General features: G+C 71.8%; 12 protein-coding genes. 2 read left to right on the top strand and 10 right to left on the bottom strand.

The annotated features are described in order from the left end of the window. Positions 1-32 precede the first annotated feature (32 nt). On the bottom strand, positions 33-1,559 hold the full coding sequence (locus IFR11_RS05120) for an MmgE/PrpD family protein (RefSeq protein ID WP_191915439.1): 1,527 nt from the start codon (positions 1,557-1,559) through the stop codon (positions 33-35). Further along, on the bottom strand, positions 1,556-2,185 hold the full coding sequence (locus IFR11_RS05115) for a GntR family transcriptional regulator (protein ID WP_191915438.1): 630 nt from the start codon (positions 2,183-2,185) through the stop codon (positions 1,556-1,558). The genes IFR11_RS05120 and IFR11_RS05115 overlap by 4 nt, the downstream gene beginning before the upstream one ends. 213 nt (positions 2,186-2,398) lie before the next feature. On the opposite strand from IFR11_RS05115, the gene IFR11_RS05110 reads away from it, so the two are divergent. Next, entirely contained in the window at positions 2,399-2,713 is a 315-nt protein-coding gene (locus IFR11_RS05110) for a YbjQ family protein (RefSeq protein WP_055832815.1), read from the top strand. 85 nt (positions 2,714-2,798) lie between these two features. Here the strand turns inward: IFR11_RS05110 and IFR11_RS05105 are convergent, their stop codons facing one another. After that, positions 2,799-3,386, bottom strand: coding sequence for a TetR/AcrR family transcriptional regulator (locus IFR11_RS05105; RefSeq protein ID WP_191915437.1), 588 nt, complete (start codon positions 3,384-3,386; stop codon positions 2,799-2,801). Between the two features lie 100 nt (positions 3,387-3,486). On the opposite strand from IFR11_RS05105, the gene IFR11_RS05100 reads away from it, so the two are divergent. After that, positions 3,487-4,461 (top strand): zinc-binding dehydrogenase, encoded by a 975-nt coding sequence (locus IFR11_RS05100; RefSeq protein WP_191915436.1) that lies wholly within the window; start codon positions 3,487-3,489, stop codon positions 4,459-4,461. A gap of 496 nt (positions 4,462-4,957) precedes the next feature. On the opposite strand, the gene IFR11_RS05095 is transcribed toward IFR11_RS05100, so the two are convergent. The 7 genes from IFR11_RS05095 to IFR11_RS05065 form a co-directional block, all read right to left on the bottom strand. Then, complete coding sequence (locus IFR11_RS05095; RefSeq protein ID WP_191915435.1) at positions 4,958-5,437, bottom strand: NUDIX domain-containing protein; 480 nt, start codon at positions 5,435-5,437, stop codon at positions 4,958-4,960. Then, complete coding sequence (locus IFR11_RS05090) at positions 5,437-7,095, bottom strand: DUF4407 domain-containing protein (protein WP_191915434.1); 1,659 nt, start codon at positions 7,093-7,095, stop codon at positions 5,437-5,439. The genes IFR11_RS05095 and IFR11_RS05090 overlap by 1 nt, the downstream gene beginning before the upstream one ends. 113 nt (positions 7,096-7,208) lie before the next feature. Beyond that, a complete protein-coding gene (locus tag IFR11_RS05085; protein ID WP_055832810.1) occupies positions 7,209-8,222 on the bottom strand; it encodes an aldo/keto reductase family protein in 1,014 nt (337 codons plus the stop codon). Between the two features lie 74 nt (positions 8,223-8,296). Continuing rightward, the gene (locus tag IFR11_RS05080; RefSeq protein WP_342030246.1) at positions 8,297-8,929 is read right to left on the bottom strand and encodes a response regulator transcription factor; all 633 of its coding nucleotides are present in this window, start codon (positions 8,927-8,929) and stop codon (positions 8,297-8,299) included. After that, positions 8,926-10,176 carry a histidine kinase gene (locus IFR11_RS05075; RefSeq protein WP_191915433.1) on the bottom strand — a complete coding sequence of 417 codons (1,251 nt, stop codon included), beginning with the start codon at positions 10,174-10,176 and terminating at the stop codon, positions 8,926-8,928. The genes IFR11_RS05080 and IFR11_RS05075 overlap by 4 nt, the downstream gene beginning before the upstream one ends. Further along, entirely contained in the window at positions 10,173-10,976 is an 804-nt protein-coding gene (locus IFR11_RS05070) for an ABC transporter permease (RefSeq protein WP_191915432.1), read from the bottom strand. Before IFR11_RS05070 ends, IFR11_RS05075 begins: the two co-directional genes overlap by 4 nt. Continuing rightward, positions 10,973-11,848: an ABC transporter ATP-binding protein gene (locus tag IFR11_RS05065; protein ID WP_191915431.1), complete on the bottom strand. Its 876-nt coding sequence runs from the start codon at positions 11,846-11,848 to the stop codon at positions 10,973-10,975. Before IFR11_RS05065 ends, IFR11_RS05070 begins: the two co-directional genes overlap by 4 nt. Positions 11,849-11,922: the final 74 nt, after the last annotated feature.

The raw sequence follows: 11,922 nt of genomic DNA, 5'->3' as shown, positions 1-11,922 counted from the left end.
CGGCTTCTCGGGAGCGCACCCGCCCCCGCGCATCAGAACAGCCCCTTCGGGGCGGGGGCCAGGGCCAGCACGCCGGGCTTCGCCACGATCGTGAGCTGCATGACCTCGGCCGGAGTCAGTTCGGGCAGACGCTGCACGAGCTCGAGGAAGCGCTCGATCTCCTCCGGCTGCAGCACCGGTTCGGCGAGCGTGCGGAACTTGCGGATGTAGTCCTCACGCGCGAACGGACGGGCGCCGAGCGGGTGGGCGTCGGCGACGGCGATCTCGTCCTGCACCGTCGAACCGTCGGTCAGCGTGATGACCACGCGGCCGCCGAACGCCTTCTCGTTCGGATCCTCCGAGTGGTAGCGGCGCGTCCATTCGGCATCCTCGGCCGTGGTGACCTTGTGCCAGAGGGCCACCGTGTCGTCCCGGCCCGCGCGCTCCGGCGCATAGGAGTCGACGTGGTGCCACGCGCCGTCCTGCAGGGCGACGGCGAAGATGTACGGGATCGAGTGGTCGAGCGTCTCGCGCGACGCGGTCGGGTCGTACTTCTGCGGGTCGTTCGCCCCCGAGCCGATCACGTAGTGCGTGTGGTGGCTGGTGTGCAGCACGATGGATGCCACGTTCGCGGGGTCGCGGAGGTCGGGCCGCTCCGTGCCCAGGCGGCGGGCCAGGTCGATCCAGGCCTGCGCCTGGTACTCGGCCGAGTGCTCCTTCGTGTACGAGTCGAGGATGCCGCGCTTGCTCTCGCCCTCGCCGGGCAGCGGTACGTCGTACGAGGCCTGGGGGCCGTCGAGCATCCACGCGATGACGCCGTCTTCGCCCTCGTAGATGGGCGAGGGACTGGTCTCGCCGCGCATCGCCCGGTCGACGGCCTCGATCGCCATCTTCCCCGCGAAGGCGGGGGCGTGCGCCTTCCACGTCGAGATCTCGCCCTTGCGCGACTGGCGCGTGGCGGTGGTGGTGTGCAGGGCCTGACCGATGGCCTGGTAGATCGTCTCCTGATCCAGGTCGAGCAGGGTGCCGATACCGGCGGCGGCGGCAGGGCCGAGGTGGGCGACGTGGTCGATCTTGTGCTTGTGCAGCGAGATCGCGCGCACGAGGTCGATCTGGATCTCGTACGCCGTGGCCAGGGCGCGCACCACGGCGGCGCCGTCGCGTCCGGTGTGCTGCGCGACGGCGAGCACGGGCGGGATGTTGTCGCCCGGGTGCGAGTAGTCGGCGGCGAGGAAGGTGTCGTGGTAGTCGAGCTCGCGCACGGCCACCCCGTTGGCCCACGCGGCCCACTCGGGGCTGGAGCGGCGTTCGAGCGCGCAGCCGAACACCGTGGCGCCGGATCCGCCGATCGACACGGCGTGATCGAGTGCCTGCTGGCGCGCGGCGCTGACCGGCTGCCGCGTGATCGACGCGGCGGCGACGGCGGCGTTGTCGATGAGGCGGTTCACGATCATGTCGATCACGTCGTCGTCGACCGCGACGGCGTCGGTGGCGACCCGGGCGAGCGCCCAGGCGAGCTGTCCCTCGCGAGCGAGGTTCTCGTCGCTGCGGTGTACGCGCACATGGTGGGTGATCGTCATGAGGGGTCCTCCGTGAGGGCTTCGAGGATGGTGGTGAGGGCGTTGTGCAGGTGCACGTGGGTGGCGTGGGCGGCGAGTTCGGGATCGCCGGCGCCGATCGCTCGCGCGATCAGTTCATGCTCCCCGGCGGAGGCCGAGAGACGGAGGGGGTTGTCGCGGGCCATGCGCCGCACGCGCACGAGGTGGGTGCGGACGCTGCGGAGGGCCGCGGAGAGGTAGGGGTTGGCGACGGCGTCGTCGATCCGGGCGTCGAAGCGCGCGATGAGGGAGTAGTACGCGTCGGCATCGGCGGTGTCGACGGCGGCGAACTCGCCGGCGAGCGCCGTGAAGAGGCGACCGTCGCCCCGAGCCGTGGCGATGCGCGCCGCCTGGGTCTCGAGGGCGCGGCGGAGTTCGAACAGCGCACGGATGTCGTCGGCGTCGATCCCGGCCACGACGGTGACGCGCGGCGAGGCCTGGGCGACGAGACCATCGGATGCCAGTCGACGCAACGCCTCGCGCAGGGGGGTGCGACTGACACCGAGGCGGGTGGACTGCTCCACCTCGCCGAGGACGGTTCCGGGGGCGAGAGCGCCCGTCTGGATCTCATCGAGGAGGGTCGCGTAGGCCCGTTCTCCCGCTCGCATGCTGCACCCCCTCGTCGTGTATACATTACGCGCCATTTGGGCGGATGGCCACCCGACGGAGGTCCCCTAGGTATACACACGGCATCGCGAGCCGTCGGCACCGCGGCCGTCCTCTCGCTCACCGCCGCACCGCTCGGCATCCGCTCGACTCACCGTCCCCGCGTCGCGGATCCGCACTGGCGCCCCCGCCCGCCGCGCTGCCACACTGGGCGCATGCTCGTCACAACCATGAACGATGTCCCCGGCCGCCAGATCGTCGAGGTGTACGGCGAGGTGACCGGCCTCACCGTGCGCGCCCGCAACATCGGCGTGCAGTTCGGCGCCGGCCTCAAGTCGATCTTCGGCGGCGAGCTCGAGGGCCTCACGAAGCAGCTGCAGCAGAGCCGCGACGAGGCCAAGCAGCGCCTCGTCGAGCAGGCGCAGGCCCTGGGCGCCGACGCGGTCATCGCGATGCGATTCGACACGAGCGAGGTCGCGCAGAACTTCCAGGAGGTCGTCGCCTACGGCACGGCCGTGAAGCTGGCCTGATCCCGCCGCACCCGTCGCGCTCCTTACGCGCGAGGTGCCGGATTTCGTCGCCGAGGTGGTCGCGCGAGCGACGATCTTCGGCGACTCACGCGCTTCGTTGCCACGACTCCAGGGTCGTCGGAATGGATGCCAGGGTCGCCAGCGACGCGTCACGGTCGGCTCGCGCGAGGGTGAGCCCGGCCACCACGAGCGAGGCGCAGACCGCGGCGAGGGCGTCCACGGCATCCGGGGCCAGATCCGGGCGACGATCGGCGACCGCCGCGCGGATGGCGGTGCGCATCTCGGCCGCGTAGTCCGAAACGAGGGTGCGCACCTCGGCGTCGTCGGTGGCGAGCGGTGACGACCCGGCGTTGAGCAGCAGGCAGCCGAGTCGAGCGCGCGGGGTGTCGGCCTCGATCGCCGCGCACATCTCGTCGACGTACGCCTCGAGGGCACCGGGGCCTCCCCCGCCCAGGGGGCGCAGACGCGTGCGCACGACGTCGTCGAGGTAGCCCGCGAGCACGGCATCGAACAGACCGCGTTTGCTGCCGAAGGCGTGGTAGATGCTCGAGCGGGTGAGGCCGGTCGCCTCCTCGAGCTCGGCGATGCCCGCCTCGGCGTAGCCGCGCCGCCAGAACACGTCGCGCGCGGCGTCGATCACGACGGAGCGCTCGAAGCTCGGCATCCTGGCCATGGGTGTCCTTCTCTCGCGCCGCTGACGAACTCCCGGGTTGCGGTCTCAGACCCGAGGTCTATATTAGACCGGTCGTTACAAAATAACCACAGGAGGAATCATGCGCGCAGTCATCCACCACGAGTTCGGCGAGCCGGCCGACGTCGTCGGCGTCGAAGAGGTCGAGAACCCGACCCCCGGCCCCGGCCAGGTGCGCCTGCGCGTGCTCCTGTCGCCCATCCACAACCACGACCTGTGGACCATCCGCGGCACCTACGGCTTCAAGCCCGAGCTGCCCGCGCGCGCCGGCACCGAAGCCGTCGGCGTGATCGAAGAGCTCGGCGAGGGCGTCGAGGGCCTGACCGTCGGCCAGCGCGTCGCCACCGGCGGCACCTTCGGCGTATGGGCCGAGCAGGTCGTCGCGCAGGCCGCCGGGCTCATCCCCGTCGCCGAGGGGCTGTCCGACGAGGTCGCCTCGCAGCTCGTGTCGATGCCCTTCAGCGCCATCAGCCTGCTGCACTCGCTCAACCTGAAGCCCGGCGACTGGATCGTGCAGAACACCGCCAACGGCGCCGTCGGCCGCATGGTCGCGCAGATCGCCCGGGCGCGCAGCGTCAACGTCGTCGGTCTGGTGCGTCGCCAGAGCGCCGTCGACGAGCTCGCCGCGCAGGGCATCGACAACGTCGTGTCGACCGACACCGACGACTGGCGCGACAAGGCCCTCGCCCTCGTCGGCGACGGCAGGGTCGTGGCGGGCGTCGACTCCGTCGGCGGATCCGCCGCGGGTCAGGTGCTGTCACTGCTCAGCGAGAACGGCACCCTCGTGATCTTCGGCTCGATGGGCGCGGGCACGCTCGAGCTCGGCGCCGGCGACCTCATCTTCCGCCAGGCCACCGTGAAGGGCTTCTGGGGCAGCGTCGTCAGCAAGACGATGGATGCCGAGACCCGCGGCGCCCTGTTCGGCGAGCTGTCGCGCTACCTCGCCGACGGCACGCTGACGCTCCCCGTCGCCGCCACCTTCGGCTTCGACGACATCGTCGAAGCCGTCACCGCGAGCGACGCCCCGCGCGTGGGCAAGGTGCTGCTGCGCCCGTGACCCGGTAGCGCCGCGGTGCCCGCCCTCGCGGGGGCACCGCGGCGCGCCCGCCCCGCGCCCCGCGCCCGCGTTGCCCGCGCCCGCGATGCCCGAACCCGACGTCGAGTGTCCAGAACACGCCGCACCGCGCGCGCGGGACGCGGCGTGTCTTGGACACTCAACGGTCCTTGCCCGCCCGGGCGGCGGCGGGGCACCTCGCGCCCACGCCCGAGCCCGGCGTTGAGTGTCCAGTACACGCCGCACCACGCACCGGGGACACGGCGTGTACTGGACACTCAACGGTTCTTACCCGCGCGCGCAACGGCGGGACGCCTCACGCTCCGCGCCTGTGCCCGAACCCGCGCCCACGCCCACGCCCGCGTTGCCCCCAACACCACGTTGAGTGTCCAGAACACGCCGCACCGCGCACCGGGGACACGGCGTGTCTCGGACACTGAACGGTCCTTGCCCGGGCGGCGGCGAGACACCTCACCCGCACGGGCGACGGCGAGACGCCTCACGCGCCGCGCGACGCCTCCACCGCCGCGGCCAGCGCGTCGATCGCGGGACGTTGGCCCTTCACGAGGGCGTCGCGGGCGGCATCCAGGCCCATCCATTCGACGCGGTCGACCTCGGGGAACGCGGCCGTTCTTCCCGAGCGCGGTGGCCAGACCATCTCGAAGGTGCCGAACGTGAAGCCGGATGCCGTGAACCCGGCGCCGTCTCCCGCGAAGACGACGACCTTCTTCCCCGACGAGTACGCGAACGTGCCGAGCTCGGCCCACGGCGTCGCGGGCGGTTCGACGCCGAGCTCCTCGCGGAACTCGCGGTGGGCGGCATCCAGAGCGCCCTCGGTCTCGGGGTCGAACTCCCCCTTGGGGATCGACCACGCGCCCGCGTCCTTCTTCGCCCAGAAGGGCCCGCCCATGTGCGCGACGAGTACCTCGGGCGCGGGGGTCAGCCGGTACAGCAGCAGCCCCGCGCTCCAGGCGACCATCAGGCCGTCGCCACCGGCACGCGGGCCGCCTCGTCGGCGATCACGTCGGCCCGTTTGCGGAACGTGCGCGCGGTGACGCGGTCGAGGGCGATCTGCCCGCGCATCTTCTCGGCCTTCTCGTACAGCGACGGACCGCCGAAGCCGGTGAGCACCTTCACGAGCACGGGGAGCAGCTCGATCATGAAGAACAGCGCCGCGATCAGGTAGTGCGCCCAGCGCAGGGCGGGCTCGCGGTCCGACAGGCGCTCGAGGGCCGTGATCTGGCTGAGCAGTCCGACGGCGCCGGCGTTGCCGTCGGCGATCGACGACGCGCGCGCGTTGTACGCGGCCAGCGCCGACTCGTACTGGGTGCGGGCGGCGGGCAGCTGGTCTTCGGCCTGCTGCTTGTTCTGGTCGGCCGACGATGCCGCGGCCTCGGCGCCCGAGGTGTTGGCGGCGGCGAGGGTGGACTGCGCCTGCTGCAGCTGCGTCGACAGCGCGTCGTACGACGACTGCGCCTGGGCGAGCTGGGCTTGGGCGGCCTCGGAGCTCGCGCCGGTGCCGGCGAGACCGGTGCAACCGGGCACGGTGCCCGCGCCCTGGCCGGTGAGCTCGCACTGGTACACCGCGCGCGCCTGGTCGATTACGCTCTGCTGAGCGGCGAGCTGCTGGGTGAGCTGGTCGACCGTCTGCTGCGCCGCGGCCGACTCGGCCGACGTCGACGAGGTTCCGCTGACGATGCCGGTGGCCGCCTGGTTCTCGAGGGCCGACACCTGGGCGCTCGCGGCGTCGAGGGCCTGCTTCTCGGGACCGCTGGTCACGGCATCCTGATCGGTCAACGCCTGGGTGACGTTCGTGGAGTTCACCTCGCGGGCGATGTCGTTCTGGAACACCTGCAGCACGAGCGGCTCGGCGACGACGATGCCGATGAGCGCCGCCATGATGATGCGGGGGAACGCGAGGCCGAGCAGGCGGAAGACGTTCTTCGTCGAGCGCATCGTCGAGGTGAGGAAACGGTCGAGGTTGTAGATGATGAGGCCCCAGATCAGGGCCAGCGGGATCGCGAGGAAGATGCTGACGCGCACCCCGGTGAGCAGGGCGAACATCATCGACAGCGACGAGACGAGCGCCGTTCCCGCGAGCACCAGGAACATCTGCACGAAGCGCGGCACCTCTTCGGGAACCTCGTCGAGCACGTCGTTGTCGGCCCCGCCCAGCACCGCCATCCGCCGCACGAGCGACAGGCGCGGACGCCGCGGGTCGTGTCGGCGCAGGCGCGGCGGGCGGGGATCGGATGCCACCGGGGCGGCGACGGCGTCGGGCTCGTCGTGCGCTGCGGGCTCGTCGTGCGCGGAGGTCACCGCGTCAGCCTGGCGATCGAGCACGACCGTCTCGTCGGCGCCGGCGTCTGCGGCCGGGAGCGGGGTGGTCTCGCTCTCGGCGCCCGCGCGATCCGCCCCACGCGGCTCGGCGGGGCGGCGCTCGATCGGGAGCGTCGGGTCGTCGTCGGCGGGCGGGGCTCCCCACGGCTCGGACGTGTGGTCGTGCGGCGCGGGACGGGCCGCCGCGGTCTGCGCGGCGAGGATGTCGTCGAGGTACTGCGCGCGTTCCTCGTCCGTCGTGAACTCGATGCGACCGCCGGAGCCGAAGCGGCCGGGTCGTGGATCGGAAAAGGACATTCGATGAGGGTAAGACGCGTTCCTGTCGATCAGATGAGCGAGGGCGGGGGCGCGGCGACCCCGAAACGAGTCGGGCGGGCCGGACGCGAACGTCCGACCCGCCCGAACGGTCGTCAGACCAGGCGTTGCTTCGGCGAGACCTCGTACGTGTTCTCGGGGTCGGAGAACACCTCGTCGCCGAGCGCCGCGTCGATGGCGGCGAGCGTGTCGGCGTCGAGGGTGACGCCCGACGCCTTGACCGTGTCGGCGAGCTGCTCGGGACGGGAGGCTCCCACCAGGGCCGCGGCGATGTTGGGGTTCTGCAGCACCCACGCGATCGCGAGCTGCGGCATGGCGAGCCCGGCCTCGTCGGCGATGGGCTTGAGGCGCTGCACGGCCTCGAGCGTGTCGTCGTTCAAGAAGCGCTTGATGAAGGTGGCGCCGCTCTTCTCGTCGGTCGCGCGCGAGCCCTCGGGCGCCGGCTGGCCCGGCAGGTACTTGCCGCTCAGCACGCCCTGCGCCATGGGCGACCAGACGATCTGCGAGATGCCGAGCTCTTCGCTGGCGGGAACCACCTTGCCCTCGATCACGCGCCACAGCATGGAGTACTGCGGCTGGTTCGAGATGAGCTGGATGCCGAGCTGCTTCGCCAGCGCGTGTCCCTCGCGCAGCTGCTCGGCGGTCCACTCGGACACACCGATGTAGAGGGCCTTACCCTGCCGCACCACGTCGGCGAAGGCCTGGAAGGTCTCTTCGAGCGGGGTCTCGTAGTCGAACCGGTGGGCCTGGTACAGGTCGACGTAGTCGGTGCCGAGGCGCTTCAGCGACCCGTTGATGGAGTCCATGATGTGCTTGCGGCTGAGCCCGGTGTCGTTCGGACCCGCGGGACCGGTGGGGAAGTACACCTTCGTGAAGATCTCGAGCGACTCGCGCCGCTGACCCTCGAGGGCCTTTCCGAGAACCGTCTCGGCCGCTCCGTTGGCGTAGCCGTCGGCGGTGTCGAACGTCGTGATACCCGCGTCGAGCGCGGCGTGCACCGTCTTGATGGCCGCATCGTCTGCGACCTGCGACCCGTGCGTCACCCAGTTGCCGAGGGTGATCTCCGAGATCTTGAATCCACTGTTTCCGAGATAGCGATAACCGACCATCACTCCACGCTAGCCGCGGCCTCCGACACCGGGGCCCGAATCCCCTGGTGGCGAAATCGGCCGCGCGCACCGCGTCACAGGATGCCGAGCTCCATCGCCCGCGTGACCGCGCGGGTGCGGTCGGCGACGTCGAGCTTGGCGAACGCCTTCAGCAGGTGCGTCTTGACCGTGGCCTCGCCGAGGTGGAGGCGCACCCCGATCTCGCGGTTGCTGAGTCCCTGCGCGACGTGACCGAGCACCTCGACCTCGCGGGCGGTGAGCGCAGGTCTCTCGGCGGGTCGCCCGGTCTGCGCGACGAGCACGCGCGCCACGCTCGGCGCGAGGGCCACCTCGCCGGCGGCCACGGCGCGGATCCCCGCCAGCAGCTCCTGCTCGGGCGCGGCCTTCAGCAGATAGCCGCTCGCCCCGGCGGCGATGGCCCGCACGATGACGTCGTCGCTCTCGTAGGTCGTCAGCACGATGATCCGCGCCGTCGGCACGCTCTCGCGCAGCATCGCCGTCGCCTCATCGCCGTCGCGGCGTGGCATCCGCATGTCCATCAGCACCACGTCGGGGCGTTCGCGCTCCACGACGGTCACCGCCTCGATCCCGTCGGCGGCCACGCCCACCACGCACATGTCGTCGGCGGCATCCAGGATGCCGGTGAGCCCGGCCCGCACGATCGGATGATCGTCGACGACCACCACGCGGATCACACGGCCGGTCACGCGCGCACCGCCGAGCGCGGAACGCGGGCCGTGAGCACCGTGGCCCCGGGGCTGCCGTCGATCAGCAGGTCACCGTCGAGGTGCCCGAGCCGCGCGCGGAGCCCCTCGAGCCCGAACCCCTGCGCCCGGGCGGCGGGGTCGAAGCCGGCGCCGTCGTCGGCGATGCGCAGTTCCACGCCGTCGTCGAGCTCGGTCAGCGTCACCTCGACACGTCGTGCGCCCGAGTGCCGGCGGGCGTTCGACAGGCCCTCCTGGGCGCACCTCAGCAGCGCGACCTCGCTCTCACGGTCGAGGCCCGTGACGGCGTCGGCGCGCAGGTCGATGCGCAGCCCCGATTCGCGGCCGAGACGGTCGACGAGCACCGTCAGGGCGGCGACCAGCCCCTCGCCGTGCGACACGGGCGCCCCGCCCGCGACGAGGGTGCGCGTCTCGGTGAGGGCCTCGCGCGCGGCCTCTTCGACCAGGCCGAGGGTGGAGTCGGCCAAGACCCCCGCCGCGAGCTCCCGGCGCGAGCGCTGAACCAGCAGCACCGTCCCCGCCAGCGTCTGCGCGATGGTGTCGTGGAGTTCGGCGGCCAGACGTCCACGCTCCTCGACGACGCCCGTATCGCGGTGCAGGGCGGCGAGTTCGTCCTGCGCGGCGGTGAGTCGATCGAGCAGGCCCTGGGTCTCGGCTGCGTGCCGGTAGACGGCGGTGAACCACAGACCGAGGCCGATGTTGCCGGCGAACGACGTCGCCTGGATGATCGCGGCGCGCTCCCACGCGCCGCCGTCGCCGCCCCAGGCCAGCGCGACGAGCACGAGCACGCTCGACAGGGCGGTCCAGGCGATCGCCGTGCGCCGGCGCGACGAGATCACCCAGAGCAGGGGGTACGCCGCGAACTGCAGCATCGCGATCCACGGCACGCACGCGATGGCCAGGGGAAGGAGCAGCAGCGTCGACACCACCAGCCCCGTGGCGACCCGCGGCGCTCCCTGCTCGCTCAGCACGCGAGGGAGGGCGACGAGCACGAGCGCGGCGTGCACGACGACGGCTCCCAGCGCCACGAGCGCCGGCCCCCACGGGGCCGCCCCGATGCTCCCGGCCACGAGGGCGATCGCGATGCCCGCGGCACCCGCGATGCCGTAGACCAGGGTCCATCCGCGCACGGCCGAGGCCACGGCATCCGCCCGCTCCCGCTCCCCGTGCGGGCCATCGGTCCCGGTCACCACGGCGCCGCCGGAGGCGACGGTTCCCGCGCCCCTCACGCGTCTTTCCGGATCCATCGGAACGTCGCCCGCACCACCGCGAGCCCCGCGACGAGCCAGAGTCCCGTCACGAGCAGGATCAGCGGGTGCTCCCACGACCCCGACGGCTCGGCCGCGGCGAAGCCCTCGGGCAGGAAGACCGAGCGGAAGCCCTGCGCCAGCCACTTCAGCGGGAACACGCTCGCCACGTTCTGCAGCCACTCCGGCAGGGCGGCGAAGTTGATGTAGACCCCCGAGATGAACTGCAGCAGCAGCACGATCGGGGTGACGACGCCCGTGGCGCTGCGACCGGTGCGCGGGAGGGCCGAGAGCCCGATGCCGAGGATCGCGCAGGTGGTGACGCCCAGCAGGAACACCCACGCGAAGGTCAGCCAGCGCTCCGGTTCGGTGGGCAGCGGCACGCCGAAGAAGACCGCCGCGACGACGATCAGCAGCACCGACTGCAGAAAGCCGGTCACCAGCACCTGCCCGAGCTTGCCGATGAAGTACGACACGGGGCTGAGCGGAGTGCCACCGAGGCGCTTGAGGGTGCCGTCGCTGCGTTCCATCGCGATGTCGATCGACATGTTCTGCAAACCCGACAGCAGCACGCCCGCGGCGAGCATGGCGGGCAGGTAGAACTGCGCGGCCTTCACCTCGGCGCCCGGGGGACCGAAGGTCTGCGCGTCGAACGCGACGGCGAAGATGAGCAGGATCATCACGGGGAACAGGAAGGTGAAGAACACCGAATCGCCCTGGCGGAAGTACGCGCGCACCTCGAACCCCACGCGTGCGGCACCGAGCCGCAGGACCCGGCTCACGCGGCACCCCCCGCAGCCGCGGTGCGGCGCTCATCGGCACCGAGGAACGACAGGTACACGTCTTCGAGGCTCGGCCGCACGACCTCGAGCCGCTCGGGTTCGCTGGCTCGGGCGTAGAGGGCCGCGACGAACGCGCCCGGGTCGTCGGTGCGCTGCTCGCGCGTCACCCCGCCCTCGCGCCACCGCACGAACGGCACGCGGGCGTCGGGTCCGCCGAGTTCGTCGATGCGGCCCACGGATGCCACCTGCCCGGCCACGATGATCGCTGCGCGCTCCGAGAGCTCGGCGGCCTCGTCGAGGTAGTGGGTCGTGAGCAGGATGGTGGTGCCCTCGGCCTGGAGCAGGCGGATGAGGTCCCAGAACTGCCGCCGCACCTCGGGATCGAAGCCGGTGGTGGGCTCGTCGAGGAACAGCAGCTCGGGGCGGCCGATGATCCCCAGCGCCACGTCGACGCGGCGACGCTGCCCGCCCGAGAGCTTGCGCACGCTGACTGTGGCCTTCTCGGTGAGACCGACCGCGGCGATGACCTCGTCGACGCCCCTCGGGCGCGGGTAGAACGAGGCGAAGTGGGCGAGGAGCTCGCGCACGGTCGCGGTCGGCGCCTCGCCCGTGTTCTGCAGGACGATGCCGAGTCGCGCCTTCCAGTCGAGGCCCCCGCGGTGCGGGTCGACGCCGAGCACGCTCACCTCACCGCTCGTGCGGTCGCGGTAGCCCTCGAGGATCTCGATGACGGTGCTCTTGCCGGCGCCGTTGGGGCCGAGCACCGCGAACGTCTCGGCGCGTCGGATGTCGAAAGAGACCCCGCGCAGCGCTTCGACGCCTCCGCGGTAGGTCTTGCGCAGGTTCTGCACCCGCACGACGTGTTCGCTCATGCCCTCAGTCTGACCGCGCGCGGCCCCGGCCGGGAACGACGGACCGGTGGACTCGGCATCCACCGATCGGTGGA

It is taken from the genome of Microbacterium sp. CFBP 8801, from assembly GCF_014839455.1.
Lineage (GTDB): Bacteria > Actinomycetota > Actinomycetes > Actinomycetales > Microbacteriaceae > Microbacterium.
The sequence above is the reverse complement of the archived record's forward strand: the minus strand, read 5'-3'. Positions and strand labels throughout refer to the sequence as shown.

What these genes read in the sequence shown, in the direction of transcription:
- IFR11_RS05120 (WP_191915439.1), bottom strand. Translation starts at nt 1,559, where the DNA reads ATGACGATCACCCACCATGTGCGCGTACACCGCAGCGACGAGAACCTC.
- IFR11_RS05115 (WP_191915438.1), bottom strand. Translation starts at nt 2,185, where the DNA reads ATGCGAGCGGGAGAACGGGCCTACGCGACCCTCCTCGATGAGATCCAG.
- IFR11_RS05110 (WP_055832815.1), top strand. Translation starts at nt 2,399, where the DNA reads ATGCTCGTCACAACCATGAACGATGTCCCCGGCCGCCAGATCGTCGAG.
- IFR11_RS05105 (WP_191915437.1), bottom strand. Translation starts at nt 3,386, where the DNA reads ATGGCCAGGATGCCGAGCTTCGAGCGCTCCGTCGTGATCGACGCCGCG.
- IFR11_RS05100 (WP_191915436.1), top strand. Translation starts at nt 3,487, where the DNA reads ATGCGCGCAGTCATCCACCACGAGTTCGGCGAGCCGGCCGACGTCGTC.
- IFR11_RS05095 (WP_191915435.1), bottom strand. Translation starts at nt 5,437, where the DNA reads ATGGTCGCCTGGAGCGCGGGGCTGCTGCTGTACCGGCTGACCCCCGCG.
- IFR11_RS05090 (WP_191915434.1), bottom strand. Translation starts at nt 7,095, where the DNA reads ATGTCCTTTTCCGATCCACGACCCGGCCGCTTCGGCTCCGGCGGTCGC.
- IFR11_RS05085 (WP_055832810.1), bottom strand. Translation starts at nt 8,222, where the DNA reads ATGGTCGGTTATCGCTATCTCGGAAACAGTGGATTCAAGATCTCGGAG.
- IFR11_RS05065 (WP_191915431.1), bottom strand. Translation starts at nt 11,848, where the DNA reads ATGAGCGAACACGTCGTGCGGGTGCAGAACCTGCGCAAGACCTACCGC.